Source organism: Streptomyces sp. NPDC057617 (genome assembly GCF_042800555.1).
In the GTDB taxonomy this organism is placed as follows: Bacteria; Actinomycetota; Actinomycetes; order Streptomycetales; family Streptomycetaceae; genus Streptomyces.
Genome location: NZ_JBHVGV010000006.1, coordinates 218,744 through 240,922 on the forward strand (window position 1 = coordinate 218,744; position 22,179 = coordinate 240,922).

Annotated in this window: 16 protein-coding genes; 6 read left to right on the forward strand and 10 right to left on the reverse strand. The window is 69.3% G+C overall.

Annotated elements, in window-relative coordinates; all coding sequences use genetic code 11:
- Nucleotides 1-132 precede the first annotated feature (132 nt).
- A complete protein-coding gene (locus ACFU9P_RS17320) occupies nt 133-1,626 on the reverse strand; it encodes a hydrolase (RefSeq protein WP_384081382.1) in 1,494 nt (497 codons plus the stop codon).
- A 380-nt stretch (nt 1,627-2,006) separates the two neighbouring features.
- Nucleotides 2,007-2,777: a class I SAM-dependent methyltransferase gene (locus ACFU9P_RS17325; RefSeq protein WP_384081385.1), complete on the reverse strand. Its 771-nt coding sequence runs from the start codon at nt 2,775-2,777 to the stop codon at nt 2,007-2,009.
- A gap of 132 nt (nt 2,778-2,909) precedes the next feature.
- Between ACFU9P_RS17325 and ACFU9P_RS17330 the strand changes: the two genes are divergently transcribed.
- The 3 genes from ACFU9P_RS17330 to ACFU9P_RS17340 all read left to right on the forward strand — a co-directional run bounded on the left by ACFU9P_RS17330 (nt 2,910) and on the right by ACFU9P_RS17340 (nt 6,837).
- Nucleotides 2,910-4,223 (forward strand): sensor histidine kinase, encoded by a 1,314-nt coding sequence (locus ACFU9P_RS17330; protein WP_384081388.1) that lies wholly within the window; start codon nt 2,910-2,912, stop codon nt 4,221-4,223.
- Nucleotides 4,220-4,876, forward strand: a complete 657-nt coding sequence (locus ACFU9P_RS17335; RefSeq protein ID WP_384081391.1) for a response regulator — start codon at nt 4,220-4,222, stop codon at nt 4,874-4,876. The genes ACFU9P_RS17330 and ACFU9P_RS17335 overlap by 4 nt, the downstream gene beginning before the upstream one ends.
- An 866-nt stretch (nt 4,877-5,742) precedes the next feature.
- Nucleotides 5,743-6,837, forward strand: a complete 1,095-nt coding sequence (locus ACFU9P_RS17340) for a YbhN family protein (protein ID WP_384081394.1) — start codon at nt 5,743-5,745, stop codon at nt 6,835-6,837.
- A 9-nt stretch (nt 6,838-6,846) separates the two neighbouring features.
- On the opposite strand, the gene kdpC is transcribed toward ACFU9P_RS17340, so the two are convergent.
- From kdpC to kdpF, 4 genes are all read right to left on the reverse strand, one after another.
- Nucleotides 6,847-7,476, reverse strand: a complete 630-nt coding sequence (gene kdpC / locus ACFU9P_RS17345) for a potassium-transporting ATPase subunit KdpC (protein WP_384081397.1) — start codon at nt 7,474-7,476, stop codon at nt 6,847-6,849.
- Between the two features lie 90 nt (nt 7,477-7,566).
- The gene (kdpB, locus tag ACFU9P_RS17350; RefSeq protein ID WP_384081400.1) at nt 7,567-9,792 is read right to left on the reverse strand and encodes a potassium-transporting ATPase subunit KdpB; all 2,226 of its coding nucleotides are present in this window, start codon (nt 9,790-9,792) and stop codon (nt 7,567-7,569) included.
- Complete coding sequence (gene kdpA / locus ACFU9P_RS17355) at nt 9,792-11,456, reverse strand: potassium-transporting ATPase subunit KdpA (RefSeq protein ID WP_384081403.1); 1,665 nt, start codon at nt 11,454-11,456, stop codon at nt 9,792-9,794. Before kdpA ends, kdpB begins: the two co-directional genes overlap by 1 nt.
- Before the next feature lie 38 nt (nt 11,457-11,494).
- The gene (kdpF, locus tag ACFU9P_RS17360) at nt 11,495-11,584 is read right to left on the reverse strand and encodes a K(+)-transporting ATPase subunit F (RefSeq protein ID WP_376385159.1); all 90 of its coding nucleotides are present in this window, start codon (nt 11,582-11,584) and stop codon (nt 11,495-11,497) included.
- A gap of 646 nt (nt 11,585-12,230) precedes the next feature.
- On the opposite strand from kdpF, the gene ACFU9P_RS17365 reads away from it, so the two are divergent.
- Together ACFU9P_RS17365 and ACFU9P_RS17370 are read left to right on the forward strand one after the other, a co-directional pair.
- Complete coding sequence (locus tag ACFU9P_RS17365; protein WP_376385156.1) at nt 12,231-12,953, forward strand: fasciclin domain-containing protein; 723 nt, start codon at nt 12,231-12,233, stop codon at nt 12,951-12,953.
- Nucleotides 12,954-13,243: 290 nt separating this feature from the next.
- A complete protein-coding gene (locus tag ACFU9P_RS17370) occupies nt 13,244-14,701 on the forward strand; it encodes a multicopper oxidase family protein (RefSeq protein WP_384081406.1) in 1,458 nt (485 codons plus the stop codon).
- 48 nt (nt 14,702-14,749) lie between these two features.
- On the opposite strand, the gene ACFU9P_RS17375 is transcribed toward ACFU9P_RS17370, so the two are convergent.
- Nucleotides 14,750-15,211 carry a DUF1772 domain-containing protein gene (locus tag ACFU9P_RS17375; RefSeq protein WP_376385151.1) on the reverse strand — a complete coding sequence of 154 codons (462 nt, stop codon included), beginning with the start codon at nt 15,209-15,211 and terminating at the stop codon, nt 14,750-14,752.
- Between the two features lie 348 nt (nt 15,212-15,559).
- Here ACFU9P_RS17375 and ACFU9P_RS17380 point away from each other — a divergent pair, with 348 nt between their 5' ends.
- Nucleotides 15,560-16,369 carry a DNA-binding response regulator gene (locus tag ACFU9P_RS17380; RefSeq protein ID WP_384081410.1) on the forward strand — a complete coding sequence of 270 codons (810 nt, stop codon included), beginning with the start codon at nt 15,560-15,562 and terminating at the stop codon, nt 16,367-16,369.
- 56 nt (nt 16,370-16,425) lie between these two features.
- Here the strand turns inward: ACFU9P_RS17380 and ACFU9P_RS17385 are convergent, their stop codons facing one another.
- The 3 genes from ACFU9P_RS17385 to asnB form a co-directional block, all read right to left on the reverse strand.
- Entirely contained in the window at nt 16,426-17,283 is an 858-nt protein-coding gene (locus ACFU9P_RS17385; protein ID WP_376385145.1) for an ABC transporter permease, read from the reverse strand.
- Nucleotides 17,280-19,925, reverse strand: coding sequence for an alpha/beta fold hydrolase (locus ACFU9P_RS17390; protein WP_384081413.1), 2,646 nt, complete (start codon nt 19,923-19,925; stop codon nt 17,280-17,282). Before ACFU9P_RS17390 ends, ACFU9P_RS17385 begins: the two co-directional genes overlap by 4 nt.
- A 204-nt stretch (nt 19,926-20,129) precedes the next feature.
- Nucleotides 20,130-21,971 (reverse strand): asparagine synthase (glutamine-hydrolyzing), encoded by a 1,842-nt coding sequence (asnB, locus tag ACFU9P_RS17395; RefSeq protein ID WP_384081416.1) that lies wholly within the window; start codon nt 21,969-21,971, stop codon nt 20,130-20,132.
- Between the last annotated feature and the right edge of the window lie 208 nt (nt 21,972-22,179).

Below are 22,179 nucleotides of genomic sequence, written 5' to 3' on the forward strand. Positions count from 1 at the left end.
TTGGTCATGATTTTCGCCCCTTTTGGAGGGCCTTCCGAGAGGAGAAGGTGGGGGCATGGGGGAGGGGAAGCTGTGCTCGTACCGCGTACCGCCCCCTCCGCCGCGCCGGGCCCGGGTGCCGGCGGCCGGTCGTCAGCTCACATTGAGCGCCGTGTCGTCGATGACGAACGAGGTCTGGAGCTTGGACCCCTCGACGCCGGTGAACTTGAGCGTCACGGTCTGGCCGTCGTAGCCGCTGAGATCGAAGCTGCGCCGGGTGTAACCGGACGCGGCGTTGGCGTTGGAGTAGGTGGCCAGGGTGCTGAGGACCGTACCGGAGCTGTTCAGCACCTGTGCCTTGAGGGTGTCGTAGGCGGTGCTGCTGGTCTCCGCGGTGTCTATGTGCAGATAGAAGCTGAAGGTCGCGGCGCAGCCGGACGGGATGGTCACGGTCTGGGAGACGGTGTCCGTGCGCGCCGTGCCGTAGCCGCCGAGCCATGCCTTGTACGAGCCGGTGCGGGCTGCCTGGCCGGTGCTGTTGGTGATGACACCGCTGGAGGACGTCCACGAGGAACTGCCGGACTCGAAGCCGGGGTTGGCGAGGAGCTGGGCCGCGGTGCAGGTACCGCCGCCGCCTCCGTCACCGCCGCCGTCACCGCCGCCGCCGGTGCCCGAGGAGAGCCACTCGGTGGCGTTGAGGGCGAGCGCCGCGTTGGTGGCGCCGCTGTCCCGCCAGCCGTCGTAGAGGGTGTTGCCGGACTGGCCGGTGCCGTCGTCGATGGGCGAGCTGTCGCCCCAGAAGGCGACCCGGCCGCTGCCGAAGGTGCTGGTGGCGAAGAACGCTCCGGTGTTGCCCGAGTAACCGGTGCGGTAGAGAAGGCCCTTGACGGAGGAGTTGTCGGCGGGCCTGAGGGTGGCGGTGGTGCCACTGGCGATCAGGCTCTTGGTGACCGTACCGAACGAGCCGTGCAGCACCGGGTTGCTGCTGTCGCTGATCGCGCGGGGGTAGTCGGAACCGACGGTGAGGGTGTCGACGGAGAAGCCGAACGGATTGGTGCTGTCCACGCTGTTGTTGGACATCAGGTCGTTGATGATCTCGACGGCGTCCTCACCGTCGTTGTTGCGGTCCGCGCCGGTGTGGTCGGCGACCAGGAAGAGGCCGCCGCCGTTCTGTACGAACTTCATCACCGCGGTCTTCTCGGCCGACGTCAGCAGGACGTTCGGCTCGGGCAGCACGAAGGTGTCGAAGTTCGTCAGGTCGGTGGAGCTCGATGAGCCGTACGTGATCGAACCGCTGGACGGGAGGGTCTTGAGGCTGTAGTCGCCGGTCCGCTGGAGGGCCACGCCCCAGGACGAGAGGGCTCCGGTCCAGGACGTGTCCGAGGTGGGCGAGGGGTTCTGGCCCAACGGGTCGGGCTGGCTGGTGCTGATGATCCAGTCGGCGTTGCCGGCGGTCTCGGCATGGGCGTTGTCGAACAGCACCCGGTGCGTGGCCGCGGCGGCGGCCGGCGCCGCCTGAGCACCCGGAGCGGCCTGAGCAGCCGGGACGGCCTGGGCGGTCTGAGCCGCGGTACCGGCGGCGAGGGCACCGAGAACGACGGTGGCGCCGATGAGTCTGCGGCGGCGGGAATTCCCTGATCCGAGCATCCGTCAAACCTCCGTGTACGAGGGGGGCGGTGGGCGTACAGAGGTCCTACTCTTCGCGCGTAGACCATCGGGCGATACGCCACCGGGTAACGAGCCATTGAACGGTACATGGCAATAACAACGCCCGACAACGGGCCCCGCTCCGCACGGCGATGAGTACGGAACGCGGGCCGAGTACCTGCGGGGACCGGCTGGGCAGGGCACGTTGCGCACGGCAGGTCAGGCGCCCGCGGACCTGATGCCCAGCCTCGCCGATATTCGGGCCGGTACCCCCTCGCCGGAGATCCCCTGGAGATCGAAGCGCGGTGTGTACGGGGCCGCCAGCGCGGCCGGTTCGGCGTCGGTGGGCTCCCCGGAAAGACCCCGGCTAGCGCATCCGCTCAGAAGTCATGCCCCGGGCCCCTCGGCGGGGGTATCGCCGCGTCCGGGCGGTCATGGCCGGCGGACAGGTTCCAGACGCGTGCCGGCGGGACATTCGCCCATACAGTGCGGCAGTCGGTGGCATAAGCCTGCTGGAACGAGTCGAGTATGTGCACGACCCCGCCATGACGCGCCAGGCTGCGCGAGGAACCCACCAGCGCGCGGAGCCGTGCCGTGCCGCGATAGCCGAAATACGTCAACCGGCCGCCGGGATTGAGCGCCGCCAGATACCGCGTCAGCAGGTCGGACACCTCGCCAGGGTGAAAGTTGGCGAACGGCAGCCCGGACACGATCACGTCGTAACGGGCCTCGGGATCCAGCTCCGCCACCGGCTTGGCGATCAGGCCTATGCGCTTCCCATGGCGCGCCAGCCGTGGATCCGTACGCAGATCCGCCTCCAGCACCCGCGCGAAACGGGGGTTGGACTCGACAAGATCCAGCGTGTCGTCAGGGCCGAGCAGACCCGCCAGCACGCGGGAGACCGCACCGGTCCCGGCCCCGACCTCAAGTATCGCGCGCGGCCTCCCGGCAGGCTGCGCCAGCGGCGCGGCAAGCGCCTCGGCGAGGCGCCGGCCGCTCGGGGTCACGGCCCCGGTCGTACGGAAGGTCCGGAACGTCTCGGCGAAGAACAGCCGGCGGTCGGCGAACCGCCGGGCCGGGGTGCGCCGGGCCGGGGTCTGCCGGGCCGCCGAGGCGCCGGATGCTGAGGTACGGAGCGATGGAAGTGCCATGCCCAGAACGCTAGGGAGTGCCGGATGCAGCGGAATCGGCTGTTGTGCGACGGCGATGCCCGACGAAAGTCGGGGGTGCCCGTGCCCGTCCGGCGGGGGACGGGCCTCTTCGCGGATCCATACGATGGCACGGTGAAATCCGAGCCCGGACGCGGTATTCCGCTGTGGGTGGAGGCGCCGTCCGTGGTGGTGCTCGCCATCCTGTCCATTCTGGAAGGCTTCCGTTCGGCCGGGGGCACGCTGGCCGATCCGGCCCCCTGGGTGGGGGTGATCGCCTCGTTCGCCGCCTTCGGCCGCTACCGGTTCGCCCGTACCACGGCGGTTTTCGCGCTGGCCGCCATCGCGGGCGGCTGTGTGCTGCCGTTCCTGGTGGTGCTGTATCACTTCACCTCGCGCGGCCGGATGCGCGAGATGTGGGTGTGTCTGGCGATCGCCATCGCCATCGGGGTGCCCTGGTTCGCCATTGCCCTGGCGCGGGGGCAGTCGCTGTTCGAAGGGCGGGTGGGCACATGGACCGGGCTGGGCAATCCCGTACTGGCGGGCCTGGCTCTGGCCCTCGGTATGTGGGCGGGGAGCCGGCGCAGGCTGATGGAGGCGCTGAAGGGCCAGGTCGAACAGCTCCGGGTGGAGCGCGAACTCCGCGCCGAACAGGCCCGGTCGGCGGAGCGCGCGCGGATCGCCCGTGAGATGCACGATGTCCTCGCGCACCGGCTGAGCCTGCTGATGCTGCACACCGGGGTGCTCCAGCTACAGGCGCAGTCGCTGCCGCCCGCGGTCGTCGCGCGGATAGACCTGCTGCGTGGCACGGCGGGGCAGGCTCTGGACGATCTGCGGGAGGTGCTGGGGGCGCTGCGCTCGGAGGACCCGACGGGGACGGGCCGTACGAAAGCCAGCACCGCGCCGGCGCTCCAGGATCTGGCCGAGCTGCTCGCGGAAGCGCGCGCCGCAGGCCAGTTGATCGATTCGGAGGTGTCGGGCGACGCGGCGAGCGCCTCCACCAGTCACCGGCTCGCGGTGGACCGGCTCGTGCGGGAGGCCCTGACCAACGCCCGCAAGCACGCCCATACGGCACCGGTCGGAGTGCGGGTGCACTACGGACCGCCGGCCACGACGGTCGAGGTGGTCAACGGTCCGGTCATGGACGCCAAGGAGTTCACGGCGCCCGAGGCTGTGGCCGCGGGTCCCGCCGTACCAGGGCCTCTGGTCGTACGGGTGGCTTCCGCCGCGCCCGGGGACCCCGCGCTGCCCGCGGATTCCGCCCTGTCCGGCGGCTATGGCCTGATAGGGCTGGCGGAGCGGGTCTCGGCGCTGGGCGGGCATCTGTACACAGGGGCGACGGGCGGCGGGTGGCGGCTCTCCGCCCGATTGCCGGTGCCCTCGGCCGACCCGTGCCCGGCTTCTGATCTCGCACCGGCCGCCGGTCTCTGCCGGGTGTCCGTTTCATGATCAACGTTCTGGTGGTCGACGACGACGCCCTGGTGCGGCTGGGCCTGGTCGACCTGCTGGCCACCGATCCGGAACTCACCGTGGTCGCCGAGGCCGCGGACGGGCTGGCGGCCATCGAGGAGGCCGGCCGGCACCGGGTCGATATCGCCCTCGTCGACGTACGGATGCCCCGCATGGACGGCATCACCGCCACCCGCCACCTCCGCGCACTGCCCTCCCCGCCCCGGGTGATCACCCTGACCACCTTCGACCTTGACGAGTACGTGTACGACGCGCTCACCGCGGGCGCGGACGGCTTCCTCCTCAAGGACACGGATCCGCGCGAGATCATCCGGGCGGTCCATGTGGTGTCGGGCGGCCAGGGCATGCTGCACCCCGCCGCCGCCCGCCGTCTGATCGACCACTACCACCACGCAGCCCGCCCGGCCGCCCTGGCAGCACGTGCCAAGGTGTCCCGGCTGACCCCCCGCGAGGCCGACGTACTGGCACGGCTCGCCCTCGGTGACTCCAACGCGGAGATCGCGAGAGCGCTCGGCATGCGCGAAAGCACAGTCAAGGCGCACGTCAGCCGAATCCTCACCACCCTCGACGCCGGCAACCGCGTCCAAGCCGCCCTCCTGGCCCGCGACGCGGGCCTGGGCACCGGCGACTGACCTGTGCCATGCCGGTGTGCGCCATGGGACATCCGGCCGCCGGGCACGGCACGGACCGGGGCGACATCAAAGCGGCGCGGGCCGCGCGTCATCACCCGTGGACGCGCCTCGCCAATCCACGGCATGCGCCATGCGCGCCTCCATACGCGGCTGTCGCTCCCCGGTGGGTGCGGCAGGACGGGGTGCGGGACAGCGTCCGCGCTCGTCGGTGCGGATATGGCGTGTATCCGCAAAGGTATTGAGGAACTTCTCGTCGGCCATCTGCTCGAAGAGCCCGTCCCGGACCAGTACCGGCTGCACGATCCGGCCCGTGCCTTCGGTCTGCGGGCCTTCTTGCCGAGTGGGGCGTGACCGGCTCCTGAGTCGGGCAGCGAGCCGGCACGCCGACCGGGTGGTACGAGGTCAGAGGCTCACGCGACCGACCCTGGCCATCATCGGCGTCACCACATCCACCGCGCGTCCAGCGCCTGGGCTTTGCTCGACTGTTCGGGGCCCGACCGCTCGGAGGAGTTCGCCGGAGGTCATCGTGGTCGCACCGATCACGGCGACGGCGACGGCGAACAGGGTGTGAACGGCTGCCGCGGCGAAGGTGGCGCAGCCAGGGAACACAGCTCTCCTACGTGTATCGGCCGGTCCCGTTTCAGAGCCCGCTCCCGTCCCCGTACGGCCCACCGGTGACGCCAGTTGCACCTGCTCAAACGCCCGCTTGCGGGTAATCGATCATGGTGATTGAAGCCGCACGCCTCGCACAGGTGCAACGCACCCCCGCGTCGTATCGTGGCGTTGTGGAGGCCCGCCAGCGGGGGCGTGACGGTCAGGGGCAGGACGGGGGCCCCGGGGGTGGGGGGCCTCGGGCGGTGCGGCCTGTGTGGTGGGTCATTGCCGTCGTGCTCGTCGCGGCCGCTGTGGTCGTCGCCATCACCCGGCGCCACGAACTGGTCACCGCCCTCGACCTCATCTCCCACGTCCACCCGTCCCGGCTGGTCCTCGCCGCCGCGTTCGAAGCGGCCTCGCTGGTCTGCGTGGCGGCGCTGCAACGGTGGTTGTTGCGCGCGGGCGGGGCGCGGCTGGGGCTGGGGGCCGTCTCCGCCGTCGTGCTGGCGGCCAATGCCATCGCCGGAGCGCTGCCCGGTGGGGCCGCGTTCGCCGTGGCGTGGGTGTTCCGGCGGTTCAGACGCTGGGGAGTGGGGCAGGTGCTCGCCGGGACCGTACTGGCGGTCTCGGGACTGCTGTCCGCGCTGAGCCTGCTCGTACTGCTGCTGGCCGGCGTGCTCGCGGGCGGTACGTCGGGGCCGGTCGCCGGAGCGCTGCCGCTGGTCATCGGGGTGCTGGTCTTCGTGGCCGTGGTGGCGGGCGTGACGGCGGGTCTGGCGCGGTTTCCCCGGGTGAGGCGGCGCGCGTGGCGGGTCTGGCGGCGGATCGGTCTGCGGTCCCGTCGGCTGTTCGAGATCGAGGAGTCGCTGACCCAGTTGGGCCGGCAGATCCGCAGTACACGCCCGGGAGTACGCCCCTGGGGATGGCCCTTTCTCCTCGCCCTGCTCAACTGGGGCTTCGATCTCGCTTGCCTGATCGCCTGTACGTGGAGCCTCGGCATCGCCGTGCCCTGGCCCGGAATCCTGGTGGCGTACGGGCTGACGCAGTTCGCCGGAAGTCTGCGCCTGACGCCGGGGGGCCTCGGCGTGGTCGAGACGAGCCTTACGGCGCTCCTCGTCCTGTACGGAATGCGCGCCGACGAGGCGATCGCGGTCACGCTTCTCTACCGAATGGTCAGTTTCTGGGCCCTCCAGCCGGTCGGCTGGGCCAGCGGGCTCGTACTGACCCTGAAACGGAACGGCCGTCGGCACGAGCCAAAACCCTCAAACCAGCCAAGGCACCCCGAGCACCCGGACCAGCCGGACCAGCCGGACCAGCCGGACCAGCCGGACCGAGTAGAGCCGCCCCACGACCCCCCTCACGACTAGCCACTACCGTCACCCCACCCCCACCAGAGCCTGATTCAGCTCCAGCACATTCACGATCTGTCCCTGCCCCAGAAACCCGCCGCTCCAGCCGGCCGCCCGGTCCGCGACCAGTTTCCGTACCACCACCGGACTCAGTCCGCGCGCCCGCGCCACCCGTTCGACCTGCTGGTTCGCGTACGCACGCGAGATATGCGGATCGAGCCCCGAGCCCGAGGCGGTGAGCGCGTCCGCGGGGACGTGGCTCGGATGTACGCCGTCGAAGGCGGCCACCGCGGCCCTGCGCTGCTTGATCGTCCTGATCAGGACGGGGTTGTTGGGACCCAGATTGGAAGCGCCCGAGCTTGTCGGGTCGTACCCCGTCTCGCCCGCCGCCGACGGGCGCGGCTGGAACCACCTGGGGTCCGGCCCGCCGGGCCGCCCGCCCCTCCTCGGCAGATCGAAGTTCTGGCCGAGCAGCCGCGACCCCACCGGCTCGCCGTGATCGCTGATCAGCGAGCCATTGGCCTCGGAGGGGAAGGCCACCTGGGCGATCCCCGTGATCACCAGCGGGTAGCAGACTCCGGTGATCACGGTGAACACCAGCAGCATCCGCAGCGCCGACAGATGGTGCCGCAGAACGGTACGGAATGACACGGACATCAGGCAGTCGCTTTCTCATCGATCGATCGAGTGGCCGCAGCTCAGGCCGTGTCCGGCGCGTCAATGTCCGGCCCGTCAGCGCCCGGCCCGTCAGCGCAAACCGGGGACGAATTGAATGATCAGATCGATCACCTTGATCCCCACGAACGGGAGAACCAGCCCGCCCAGCCCGTACAGCCAGATATTGCGGCTCAACAGCGCGGACGCCGAGGACGGACGGTAACGGACCCCGCGCAGCGCCAGCGGGATCAGCGCCACGATGATCAGCGCGTTGAAGATGATCGCGGACGAGATCGCCGAGGTCGGGCTGTGCAGTCTCATCACATTGAGGTTGTCGAGTCCCGGATAGACGACCGCGAACATCGCGGGAATGATCGCGAAGTACTTCGCCACATCATTGGCGATCGAGAAAGTCGTCAACGCGCCCCTCGTAATGAGGAGTTGTTTGCCGATGGCGACAATCTCGATCAGTTTTGTCGGATTGGAGTCCAGGTCCACCATGTTCCCGGCCTCTTTGGCGGCCGATGTCCCCGTGTTCATGGCCACCCCGACATCCGCCTGCGCCAGCGCCGGGGCGTCGTTCGTACCGTCCCCCGTCATCGCGACCAGTTTTCCGCCGCCCTGTTCGCTCCTGATCAGCGCCATCTTGTCCTCGGGCGTGGCCTCGGCGAGGAAATCGTCCACCCCCGCCTCCTCCGCGATCGCCCTGGCGGTCAGCGGATTGTCGCCGGTGATCATGACCGTACGGATGCCCATGCGGCGCAGCTCGTCGAACCGCTCCCGCATCCCCTCCTTCACCACATCCTTGAGATGGACGACCCCCAGCACCCGGGCACTTCGCGCACCCCCGTCGCCGCTGGTCATCGCCTCGGCCACGACCAGCGGAGTGCCGCCGCTCGCCGAGATCCCGTCCACGATCCCGCCGGCCGCCCTCATGGCCGTACCGGTGGCCGCGCCCGACTCGCCGCCGCCACCGTTCTCGCGTACCCAGCGCATCACCGCCGCGGCGGCTCCCTTGCGCAGAGAGCGGGTACCGCCGTCCGGGAGGGTCAGATCGACGCCGCTCATCCGGCTCTGCGCGGTGAACGGTACGAACTCGGCGTCCGCCAGCTCGCCCTCCTCCCGGCCGCGCAGCGCGTACCGTTCCTTCGCGAGTACGACGATCGAGCGGCCCTCGGGGGTCTCGTCGACGATGGACGAGATCTGGGCGGCATCGGCGAGTTCCTCGACGCCGACCCCTTCCACCGGCAGGAATTCGGCGGCCTGGCGGTTGCCCAGGGTGATCGTGCCGGTCTTGTCGAGCAGCAGGGTGTTGACGTCGCCGGCCGCCTCGACCGCGCGCCCCGACATCGCCAGTACATTGCGCTGCACCAGCCGGTCCATGCCCGCGATCCCGATCGCGGAGAGCAGCGCACCGATGGTGGTGGGGATCAGCGCGACGACCAGGGCGATCAGGATGACGATCGGCTGCTCGGCGTGCGCGTAGATCGCGAAGGGCTGGAGGGTCACCACCGCGATCAGGAAGACGATGGTCAGCGAGGCGAGCAGAATGTTCAGCGCGATCTCGTTGGGGGTCTTCTGCCGGGCCGCGCCTTCGACCATGGCGATCATCCGGTCGATAAAGGTCTCGCCCGGCCTGGATGTGATCCGTACGACGATACGGTCGGACAGCACCTTTGTTCCGCCGGTCACCGCCGAACGGTCGCCGCCGGATTCGCGGATGACCGGTGCCGACTCCCCCGTGATCGCCGACTCGTCCACGCTCGCGACACCCTCGACCACATCTCCGTCGCCCGGGATGATCTGTCCCGCCTCGATCACCACATAATCGCCGAGCCGCAGTTGTGTGGCCGACACCTGCTCCTCGACCGGGTTCTGTGTGCCCGGCTTCCACCCGCGGGGCAGCCGGCGTGCGACGGTGTCGGTTTTCGTACGGCGCAGCGTCTCGGCCTGCGCCTTGCCCCGGCCCTCGGCGACGGCCTCGGAGAGATTGGCGAACACCGTGGTCAGCCAGAGCCAGACCGTGATCACCCACGCGAACACACTGGGGGTGATGATCGCCGAGACGGTGGTGAAGACCGCGCCCACCTCGACGACGAACATCACGGGGTTGTGGAACATGAGGCGGGGATCGAGTTTGCGCAGCGCGCCGGGGAACGACGTGACCAACTGGCGCGGATCCAGCAGTCCGCCGGAGATCCGGCGGGTGTTCGGCGCGAGAGGGTCCTTCGGGCCCGGCGGCCGTTCCGGCGCGGCACCCGAGGTGGTACCGCCCGGGTTGGGGTCATCGGGTTTCGGGTCCGGGTTCGTGGGCATCAGCGCAGCCCTTCCGCGAGCGGCCCCAGCGCGAGCGCGGGGAAGTAGGTGAGGCCGACGACGATCAGGATCACGCCCGTCAACAGGCCGACGAAGAGCGGCCGGTGCGTGGGCAGCGTGCCCGCGGTGACGGGGACCGGCTGCTGCGCGGCGAGGGATCCGGCGAGGGCCAGAACGAAGACGATGGGCAGGAAACGGCCGATGAGCATCGCCAGACCGAGGGCGGTGTTGTACCAGACGGTGTTGGCGGACAGACCCGCGAAGGCCGAGCCGTTGTTGTTGGCGGCCGAGGTGAACGCGTACAGCACTTCGGAGAAACCGTGCGGCCCGGGATTGAGCATCGCCGCCCGTTCCCCGGGCAGCGCCATGGCGATCCCCGCACCGGTCAGCGCCACGGCGGGGGTGGTGAGGATATAGAGCGAGGCGAATTTCATCTGTTGGCCGCGCAGTTTCTTGCCCAGATATTCGGGCGTACGGCCGACCATCAGTCCGGCGACGAAAACGGCCACGATCGCCAGGACGAGAATGCCGTAGAGGCCCGATCCGGTACCGCCAGGGGCGATTTCACCCAGCATCATATTGAAGATCGTCATTCCGCCGCCGCCCGGCGTGTACGAGTCGTGGAAGGAATTGACGGCGCCGCAGGATGTCAGCGTGGTGGACGCGGCGAAGAGCACCGACGACCAGATACCGAAGCGCTGTTCCTTTCCCTCCATCATTCCGCCGGCCGTATGGCCCGCCGTACTGCTGACGCTGTGCAGTTCGTTCGCCGTGACAATGGTGACGGAGGCGGCCCAGATCAGGGCCATGACGCCGACGATCGCATATCCCTGGCGCCGGTCGCCGGTCATGGTGCCGAAAGTGCGCGGCAGCGAGAACGGGATCAGCAACAGCAGGTAGATCTCAAGCCAGTTGGTGAAGCCGCTCGGATTCTCGAAGGGATGGGCGGAATTGGCGTTGTAGAAACCACCGCCGTTGGTGCCCAGTTCCTTGATGACCTCCTGCGAGGCGACCGGGCCGCCGGTGATGCCCTGCATGTCGCCGGAGAGAGTCATGACCGGCTGAACGCCGTGGAAGTTCTGTACGACTCCCGACGCCACCAGCACAATCGCGAAGACGACACAGACCGGCAGCAGAACACGCAGCACGATCCTGGTGAGATCCACCCAGAAATTACCGACCCGGTCGGTCTTCTGCCGGGTGAAACCCCGGATGAGAGCGGCGACCACGGCGATCCCGACGGCGGCTGACACAAAGTTCTGTACGGCGAGTCCTGCCATCTGTACGAGATGACCGAGCGCCGACTCACCCGAGTAGGACTGCCAGTTCGTGTTCGTCACAAAGGAAACGGCCGTATTGAACGACTGATCGGCGTCCATGGCCGGGGTGTTCAGCGCGAGCGGAAAATGGTTCTGCAATCGCAGGAAGGCGTAGAGGAACAGTACGGAGACGAGCGAGAAGGCGAGCACACTGCGCAGAAAGGCGGCCCAGGTCTGGTCGGCGTCCGCCGCGACCCCGCCGAGGCGGTAGAGCAGCCGCTCCGTCGGCCGGTGCCGGGGGGAGGTCAGGACGTACGCCATGTAGTCGCCCAGCGGCCGGAAGGAGAGGGCGAGCGCCGCCATCAGGGCGAGAATCTGAAGCCACCCGGCGAGGGTGTCGTTCATGAAGGACCTTTCCTGGGCCTTTCCGCGTGCTGGAGGGCCTAGAAACGCTCGGGAAAGAGCAGGCAGAAGACCAGATAGACGACGAGCAGCACGGCGACGGCCAGCCCGGCCGCGTTCTCGGCGCTCACAGCCGGCCCACCCCCTTTGCGGCCAGGCCGATCAGCGTGAAGACCGCGAGGGTGAGCACGATGTAGATGAGGTCGGACATCTGCACCCCGTGAAGTGGGACGGAAAGAGGGAGGCCGGGCGCGGCGCCTGCCGACGGCGGACATTCGACGCTATCGGCCACTCGACTGGCGGCCTCCTGACACGCCGGAGCCGATCGAGTGGCGGGCAGCCGACCGGGGGTCCGGACGGGCCGCCGGACAGGCGGCAGAGCGGGTCCCGGCCCACGGCGGACCCACGCGGGATCTGAGCCGAGCGGGCGGTCCATACCAGCGATCCGTGCGGTCCGCCCGAGATGCCGAGGTCGGAGAGGAGTGACTACGCTTTACGGGCGGCTTGATCGAACACCACAATCGAACACAGCAACGGCCAACCAACGATCAGCAGACGATCGACAGGATTGACAGGCCGGATGGGTGAGAGCGCCCCGTCCGGCACCGCGCCCGGCACTCCCGGGCCGCCCTCCCCGGGCCCGCACCTCCGGGCCCGCGCTCCCCCGGCCGTCTCAGGACCCGCCGCCCAGGACCCGCCGGCCCAGCCGCCGACGCCTCCAGGACCGGTCCGGGCCCGAGCCGGGGCCCTCCTCCCCACAGGAAGAGGAATCGAACCATGAACCGGACCCGTCTCCGCACCACAGCCATGGCCGCGGCCGCCGCGGTGGCCCTCCCGGTCTCGCTGGGAGTCCTGGCACCCCAGGCCCTCGCCGCCCCGGCATCGAGCGCCTCCCTCTCGGTCGGTACGCCGATGTCGCCCACCACCCCGACGTCGCCCGGTGCATCCGTGTCCCCGAGCCCGTCCGTATCGCCGAGCACCTCGGAATCGCCTTCGCCCAGCACCTCGGCGTCCCCCGGCGTGGCCCCCTTCGGCCCGGAGTGCTCGTCGCTGCTGCGACAGGGCGTCAACGGCACCTTCGCCAGAATGGCGACCCAGCCGGTCGTCATCGCGGTGGCGGAGAACACGCATCTCTCCACCTTCGCCGCCCTGGCGGAGAAGGCCGGACTGGCCGGCAAGTTGAACTCCGCGAAGGACATCACCGTCTTCGCCCCGACCAACGACGCGTTCGCCAAGCTCTCCAAGGCGCAGCTCGATCGGTTCCGCAACAACGAAGCGCAGCTCAGGAAGCTCGTGAACTACACCGTGGCGGAGAAGAAGATCACCCCCGAGCAGCTCCCGGACGGTCACTTCACGACCATGGAGGGCAGCACGCTCACCACGTCGGGCTCCGGTCAGTCGTTCAAGGTCAACAACACCGCGAACATCGTCTGCGGTGACATCGCCACCGAGAACGCCACGGTGTACGTGATCGACACCGTGCTGATACCGCCGAGCTGACCACCCCGGCGCATCCCGCCGGCGCCCGGGCCTCCAGGAGGGGACCGGGTGCCGGTCATGCGCGTACGGATGGAGGAGCGCTGGATCTCCGCTGGACCCGTACTGGACCCGTACTGGATCTGTGCTGGATCCGTACTGGACCCCTAACCGGCGATAGACGGCACAAACGGCATGACCGCTGACCGCACAGGATCGATCAAGACCGGGCGATCTCTTTCGGATAGGTAGCATCCCCGCGATCGGAACGGGGACCGACTCCTTTTCCCCGGCATCCCGGAAAGGTTTTCCTTGTGCTTTCACGTCGTCATGCGATACGGATCGGGCTCACCGCGGGAGCCCTCGGAGTCACCGGTGCCACCGGCTGGACCGCCCAGGCCCTGAGCAGCCGCGGCGCCCGGGGTACGGCAGGGGCCGCGACCGCCGCTCAAGTCACCCCGTTCGGTGTGCCCCTGACCCGGCCTCCGGTCCTGGAGCCGGTCCGCAGATCGGCGACCACCGACTACTACTCGGTGGTGATGACCAAGGCACGGCGCGAGATCCTCCCGGGCACCGCCACCGAACTGTTCACCTACAACGGCTCCTTCCCCGGCCCCACGATCCGCGCCCGCTCCGGGCGGACCGTGGTGGTCAAGCAGGTCAACTCGCTGACCATGCCGACCTCGGTGCATCTGCACGGCGGCAACAACCCCCCGGCCCACGACGGCGGCGCCATGGACACGATCGCGCCGGGTGCGAGCAGGACGTATACGTACGCCAACGCCCAGCCGGGCGCCACCCTGTGGATGCACGACCACGCGCACCACATGGAGTCCGAGCATGTGTACCGCGGGCTGTCGAATGTCTATCTGCTGGGCGACGACAAGGAGGACGCCCTCGGACTGCCGTCCGGTGAGTTCGAGATGCCGCTGGTCCTGCGCGACGCGCGGTTCGACGCGAACGCGCAGCTTGTCTATGAGATGGACGACGCGTTCAACCGGACGACGATCCTGGTGAACGGCAGGCCCTGGCCGGTGATGAAGGTCAAGGGGCGCAAATACCGCCTCCGCCTGGTCAACGCCTCCAATCTGCGGTTCTTCGCGCTCCAGCTCTCCGACGGCAGTCCGATGACCCAGATAGGCTCCGACGGCGGGCTGCTGGAGAAGCCGGTCCCGACCACACAGCTTCTGCTCACCCCCGGTGAACGCGCCGATCTGGTCATCGACTTCGCCCAGTACCGCCCGGGCACCCAGCTCGTCCTGAAGAACCTGATGGGTCCGGGGCCGGTGGAGGAGATCGGCCAGGTCATGCGGTTCGACGTCGGCGCCCGGGTGCACGACCCGAGCAGGGTCCCCGCCACCCTCACCTCACTGCCGGCGCCGCGGAAGGCCACCGTGGAGCGGAGCTTCCAGCTCAGCATGGACGAGACGGGCGCCACTCAGCAGGGCTACATCAATGGCAAGGGCTATGACCCGAACCGTATCGACACAACCGTGAACTGGGGCGCCACCGAGGTCTGGACCGTCACCAACGCGAGCACGCTCATACCGCACAACTTCCATATGCACCTGGTGCAGTTCCGCGTCCTCGAACGGGACGGCGGCCCGGTCCCCGCTTCGGAGGCGGGGCGCAAGGACACCGTGGTGGTGATGCCCGGTCAGACCGTCAAGCTCCTGGTGACGTTCGACAGTCACCGCGGCGTGTTCCCGTACCACTGCCATCTGATCGACCATGGCGGGATGGGCATGATGGCCAACTTCAAGGTCGTCTGACGCCCCAAGCCCCTGCCGTCCACCTGCCCCGCCCGCCCGGCCGACTCGTCACGAGAGGGTGGCGCTGACCACCAGGATGAAGCCGGCGACGGAGAACAGGGTGCGGGCCCGGTGGCAGGCGTTCCAGCGCGACTCGAACGCCTTGCGCACCACACTGTTGGGAGAGGAAGTCGACGCGGCGAGCTGGTTGTTGAGCGGGACATTGCCGCCGATGGTGATGAAGTGGTTGAGGATCACACAGACCAGTCCCGCCACCAGAAGCCACTTCTGGTTCTCGGAGCGGCCGTCGACGGGAACGGCGAGGGCCGCTATCGGGAAGCCCACGATGGCGAAGAAGGTCAGCAGGAAGAGCGGGCGCGGCACCAGCTCGTTCATCCTGCGCATGGCCGGGACGAACTGGTCGTCCGTCAGCCGGGCGAGGGCGGGCATGACACCGGTCTGGAATATGAGGAAGTTCCCCGCGTACAGACCCGTCGAGATCGCGGAAAGTGCGAGCAGCAAAGTGGGCATGGGGCCCATCATCTCGCACCAAGAAGCGTGCGTGGAGCCGTTCTTGAGTGCTCCTCGATCAGGGCGGACGGTCACCTGTGCGGGTCATTCTCGCCGGTGAACAACAGGCGGCTCGTACGCCGCTCATGGCCGTTCTCCCTCCGTCTCGTCTGTCTCGCTTGTCACGGGTTGTCCCGGACAGCTTGTCTTGTTTCATACCGAGTGATCACCAGCGTGCCCCGGAAAGGGCGGATAACCGAGGCTCTGGCATGGAGTCGCCACTCTCTGAACTGCACTTGTCACGGTGAGCGATGATGTGCGTACATGGAGTGGCGTACGGCTCCGAGGGGATGGCGGGGGTGGTCAGCCGTGGCGGATGTTCCAGGGTCCGTGCTCAACAGGTCGGCACTGTCGTTGGCGGTGATGCGGGAGGACGTGGTGGACACGCTCCACCCTCCCGGCCGGCAGATCCGGGGGGTGCGTCAGGTGATGGCCACGCTGACGGCGCTGGTTCGCTCCGCCCGCCGTGAGCTGCTGGTCTTCGACGATCCGGGGAGCTGTCTGGGCCAGTGCATTCCCGAGCAGTTCCTTGAGTTCGCGGGCGCCTGCGTACGGGCGGCGGGCGACCAGGACTGGCAGGAGGGCGGCGCGGGTCCGGGCCGCGGCGCCGGAACGGGCTCCGGCGGAAAGGGACGGGCGCGGGCGCCCTCGGTCGGTGTGCGCAGAATCGTGCCCCGGCACGGTCTGGCCGGGCTTCCGTATCCGCTGCCGCGCCAGCTTCCCGGCCGGGCCAGGCAGACGGACTCCATCCCGTTCAAGATGATCCTGGCCGATCGCACGGTCGCCGCGATCCCCATCGACCTCCAACTCCACTATCACGGAGTGCTGCTGATCCGCGATCCGGTGGTCGTCCAGGCTCTGGTCCGTACGCACCAGGCCTGGTGGGAGACCGGCGAGGAGCTTCCCACGGCAGCGCTCCCCACCCCTGGGGTGCTGCCGGGACAACTGCGGCCCGTGTTGGAAGCCCTGCTGGCCGGGCTCACGGACGAGACGGCGGCGACCCGGCTGGGGATGTCGAGCCGTACGTACAGCCGGCGCGTGGGCGATCTGCTCACCGCCCTGGGTACGACGAGCCGCTTCCGGGCGGGCGCGGAAGCGGCTCGAAGGGGGTGGATCTGAGGACCCGAGTGCGCGTACGGGCGCTGCCCACGTATGCGCACCAGTGCTACGAAGTGCTACGAGACGATGTCCTTGCGCGAGAAGCCGCGGAAGGCCAGGGCGAAGAGGACCAGGGCATAGGTCACCGAGACCGCCGCGCCCTTCAGCATGCCGCCCCATTCGAGCTGCGGCTGAAGCGCGTCCGCCCAGGCGAACTGCCAGTGCGCGGGCAGGAATTCCCGCCAGGAGCCAAGCGCCGTTACGGCGTCCAGCACATTGCCCACGATCGTCAGCCCGACCGCGCCGCCGACCGCGCCCAGCGGCGCGTCGGTCTTGGTCGACAGCCAGAACGCAAGCCCCGCGGTGACCAGTTGGGAGACAAAGATGAACGCGACGACCAGAGCCAGCCGAGGCAGTGCGTCGCCGGTGGCCAGGGAGCCGCCCGTCGGCAGTTCGAGGGGCCGCCAGCCGTACGCCGCCGTGCCCACCGCCAGACCGATCAGCGGCAGCAGCACCATCGCCGCCGCGCTCATGGCGAGCGCGACCACCAGCTTGCTCCAGAGCAGCCGGGCCCGGGGCACGGGCGCGGCCAGGAGATAGCGCAGCGAGGACCAGCTCGCCTCGGAGGCCACCGTGTCCCCGCAGAACAGCGCGACGGGCACGACCAGCAGAAAGCCCGCGGAGACAAAGAGGCAGGTGGCGGCGAAGTTGGCGCCGGAAGCGGTCGCGGTCTCGATCAGGGTGACCCGGTTGTTCTCACCCGGGCCCGGAGTGCCGCCGATCGCGAAGGCCACGACCAGGACGAAGGGCAGCGCGGCCAGCACGCCTCCCATCGCCACGGTCCGCCTCCGCTTGAGCTGGCGCAGCGCCTCGACCCGAAGCGGCAGGGTGTGCCGTGCCCGGTAGCCGGGGGCCGACTCGATCAGCGCGCTCATGCGGAGCCTCCTGAGATCAGGGTGAGGAACGCGTCCTCCAGACGGTGGTGCGGCCCGACGCCCGTTATGGGCACGTCCAGCCGTACCAGCTCGGTGATCAGCGAGCTGCTGCTCGCGCCGTCGAGCCGTACGAGCAGTCCGGCGTCCGTGCGTACGGCCGAGCCGATCCCCGGCAGTGCGGAGATCTTCTCGACGACGGGCTCCGGTACCTGCTCGGCGGTGGTGATCAGCAGGGTGTCGCCCGAGCCGGTGATCTCCGCGACCGGGCCCGCCTGGATGAGCTGCCCGCGGTGCATGACCACAAGATGCGTACAGGACTGTTCGACCTCGGAGAGGAGATGGCTGGAGACGATGACCGTCCTTCCGCCGGCCGCGTATCTGATCATCACGTCCCGCATCTCACGGATCTGCGGCGGGTCGAGACCGTTGGTCGGTTCGTCGAGAATCAGCAGATCGGGCATACCGAGCATGGCCTGGGCGATGGCGAGCCGCTGCCGCATGCCCTGCGAGTAGGTGCGTACGGCCCGGGCGAGCGCGTCCCCGAGCCCGGCGATCTCCAGCGCCTCGTCGATATGGGAGTCCTCGGCGGGGCGGCCGGTGGCCTGCCAGTACAGCTCCAGATTGGCGCGTCCGGAGAGATGCGGCAGGAAGCCCGCGCCCTCGACGAACGAGCCGACCCGGGAGAGCACCGGGGCGCCCGGCCGTATGGCATGACCGAAGACCCGGATCTCACCCGCGTCCGGGCTGATCAGCCCCATCAGCATGCGCAGGGTGGTGGTCTTGCCGGCGCCGTTCGGGCCGAGCAGTCCGAGCACCTGTCCCTTGTCGACCCGGAAGGAGAGGTCCTTCACCGCGTACCGGTCGGCGGACTTGGCGTACCGCTTCGTCAGGCCGGTGATCTGGAGGGGCACTTCGGCGAGCGCGGGGTCGGGCGCCGGGGCGCTGGTACGGCGGCGCGCGGTGAGCAGCAGCGCGGCCGCGATCAGCGCGCCCGCGGCCGGGAGTCCCCAGATCCACCAGGGCAGCGCGGCGGAGCCGGTGGTGAGGGCAGGCACGGTGGGCACGGTCAGCGGGCTGTCCAGGGAGACTCGGTAGACGGCCGGGGTGACCGGCGAGGCATAGCCGAGGTCGGTGGCGGAGAGGACCACCCGGAGCCTGTGCCCGGGGACGACCTGGTGGTCGATGGCGGGCAGTGTCAGCTCCACGGTCCTGCCCTGCTTCGCGTCCGTGACCCGTACGGGCGCGACGAGCTGGGAGGGCAGCACCTGCTGTCGGCCGTCGGGGCCCACGTCGTACACCTTGGCGAAGAGCACCGCGTCACCGCTGCTGGAGCTGACCGTGGCCCGGACGGTCGGCGATCCGGTGATCCGCAGCGAGTGGTCCAGCGGCCGGGAGTCGAAGCCCGCGAACTGCCCGGGGAAGTCACGGGCGAGCCCGACACCGAGCGTGGAGAGCTGGGAGACCCCGCCGGTCAGACCCGGTACGGCCGAGACGGCGGGCGGGCTCGCGCCGGCCGGATTGGCGAAAGTCTGGGGGCGGCTGCCGCCGCTGAGCGGGACGGTGGTGGTGCCGCTCTCCAGTCCCGGGTAGCGGTCGCTGCTCGCGCCCCGGAGCTGGGCCTCGCCATCGGTGGAGTCGATTCCTCCGGTACGGCTGACCCGGAACGCGGGTCCGGTGTCCGCGCCCTTCTCGTCCTTGAGGTAGCGGTCGAACCAGGAGGAGATCCGGCCTTCGAGCCGGTCGGTCTCCAGGTCCCCGCCGTCGTGACCGCCCGCCATCCAGTCGACATCGACGGGGGCGCCATTGGCGCTGATCGCCTTCGCCATGGCGTCGGCCTGGCCGAGCGGGAAGAGGGAGTCGGTCTGGCCCTGCATGATCAGCGCGGGCACATCGATCCGGTCGCCGACGGCGGACGGGCTGCGCTGTTCCAGCAGCTCACGGGCGGCGGCGTCCGGGGTGCCGGAGACGGCGACCCGCTGGTACATCTCGCAGAGCTGCTTCTCGAAGGTCGTGCAGCCACCGCCGGTGGAGAAGAAGATCCCGGCCCAGAGCTTCTTGAAGACGCCCTCGGGGAAGAGGGCGTCGGCGAGGTTCCAGTAGGTGATCAGCGGGGCGATCGCGTCGACCCGCCGGTCGTACCCGGCGGCGAGCAGCGAGACGGCGCCGCCGTAGGAGGCGCCGGTCACCCCCACCCGGGGGTCGCCCTTGGAGTCGAGCCGGACCTCGGGCCGCTTCGCCAGCCAGTCGATCAGCCGCGAGACGTCCTTGACCTCATGGGCGGGGTCGTTGAGCCCGATCTCTCCGGTGGACTTGCCGAAGCCGCGTGCGGACCAGGTCAGCACCGCGTATCCGTCGCGCGCGAGCTTCTCGGCCTGGGCGCGCACATCGTCCTTGCTGCCGCCGAAACCGTGCCCGATGAGCACGGCGGGTCTGCGCCCGTCGCCGGAGGTGCCGGAGGTGAAGTACGAGGTGTCGATCCGGGCGCCCGGCATGTTCAGCACCTGGTCCTGCTGGCGCACGGCGGGCGGGCCGTCCGAGGCGACTGCGGTCCAGGTGCCGGCTCCGGCGAGCACGGCGAGGGCGGCCACGCCCGCGAGCCAGCGCGGGCGCCACCGGGACCGGTGGGGGGTTCGGGTCTCCATGCTTGAACCCTAAACGGGCCCTGGCACCGGCGCCGCTGACACCGGTCGGAACTGGGCGGCCTCCTCGGGTAGTACGGGGTCGGCGCCACGTACACCAGACGCGGTACGCGCACCGTACCGCGCGGCGCCTAGCGGCCCTGGGCACCTTCGTGATCAAAAGTGAGCAGGAGTGGTCAGAAGCAGTCGATGCTGGCTAGTCGGTGATCAGGCCAGCACGATTTCCGGGCGGTACATGTCCAGCCAGAGCGCCAGATCCAACGTGCGTTCCAGACCGCGCCGCGAGGCCATGGTGACCTGTGGGGTGTCCCGTTCCACCGCACTGCGGACCTTGTCAGGATCGAGCAGGGCGAAGACCGGATGGGAGGGGTCGGCCAGCAATTCCCTGGCGTATTCCTGAAGAGCGATGCCGTACTTGGGATCCTGGGTGGTGGGGTAGGGGCTCTTCACCCGGTCGTAGACCGACCTCGGCAGCAGATCGGCCGTCGCTTCCCGCAGCAGACTCTTCTCCCTGCCGTCGAAGGACTTCAGCGACCAGGGGGCGTTGTACACGTACTCGACCAGCCGGTGGTCGCAGTACGGCACCCGCACCTCCAGCCCGACCGCCATGCTCATCCGGTCCTTCCGGTCGAGTAGCAGCCGGACGAAACGGGTCAGATGGAGATGGCTGATCCTGCGCATCCGGTACTCGAAGTCGCTCTCGCCGTCGAGGCGCACGATCCCGGCGACGGCAGTGGCATAGCTGTCGCGCAGGAATCCGGGCACGTCCAGAGCGGCGTTCACCTCGGGCCGCAGCACATTGGCGTCGTCTCCGACCATCTCGTCGAACCGCACCAGCCAGGGGAAGGTGTCGCCCCGCCTGGCCTCCTCGTCGAAGAACTGGAGGTATCCGCCGAAGACCTCGTCCGCCGACTCGCCGGAGAGCGCGACCGTCGAGTGTTCCCTGATCGCCCGGAAGAGCAGATAGAGGGAGGCGTCCATGTCGCCGAGTCCCATGGGAAGGTCACGGGCCCTGATCACCCGCCTCCGTACCTCGGGGTCGGCCAGGGCGTTCGAATCGAGCACGATGTCCTGGTGCACCGTGCCCGACGCACGCGCCACATCGTGGACGAAGGGAGTGTCCGGGGTGGCACGGAGTTCGTCGGCGACGAAATGCTCGGTCTGGCCGACGAAGTCGACGGCGAAACTCCGGACCTTCTCACCGGTCTCGGCGAGCTGCTGGGCGGCCAGCGCGGTCATGGCGGAGGAGTCGAGCCCACCGGACAGAAGCGTGCAGCGCGGTACGTCCGAGACGAGCTGGCGGCGCACGGTGTCGTCGAGCAGCGCCCGTACCCGTGCCACGGTGGTGTCCTGGTCGTCGGGGTGCGGCCGGGTCTCCAGGGACCAGTAGACCTGGCGGCGCAGTCCGCTCCGGTCCACGCTCACCACCGTGCCTGGCTCGACCTCGTGCATCCCGTCCCAGACCGCGTGACCAGGGGTTTTCACAAAGGCGAACAGTTCGCGCAGCCCATCGGGGCCGACCCGGGCACGGGCGAGCGGGTTGGCGAGGATCGCCTTGGGCTCGGAGCCGAAGAGCACTCCGTCGGGGGTCGGATAGTAGTAGAGGGGCTTGATGCCCATCCGGTCGCGGATCAGCACAAGCTTCTCGTACCTTGCGTCCCAGACGGCGAAGGCGTACATCCCGTTGAGGTGCTCGGCCATGGCCTCGCCCCACTCCAGATAGCCGTGTAGGACGACCTCGGTGTCGGAGTCCGTGAGGAAGCGGTGGCCGCGGCCGACCAGCTCCCGGCGCAGCTCGGTGAAGTTGTAGGTCTCGCCGGAGTAGACGAGCGCGAGCGTGCCCTGCGGGGTCGCGAGAGTCATCGGCTGCCGTCCGCCGGGCAGGTCGATGATCGCCAGCCGCCGGTGCCCGAGGGCGGCGGGCCCGCTGATCCAGGTGCCTCCCGCGTCGGGGCCCCGGCAGGCCATCGTCGCGGTCATCGCGTCGAGTGTCGCGGAGGTGTCGAGCTGTGCACGGTCGAAGGAGACCCAACCGGTGATGCCACACATGTGTGTCCTCCTGCTTCCGGTCGCCGGACCAGTTGTATCCAGCATCTAACTTACGAGCGTGTATCCACGCCTGCGCCCGGTCAACGCGGTGTCGCGCCGCCGGTCACGGAAAGACTTGGTCAACTGCTCCCGAACGGCCCCACGACAAGGAGCGGCCCGTACGGACGAGATGTCCGTACGGGCCGCCCTCAAGGGTCCGAGACTAAGG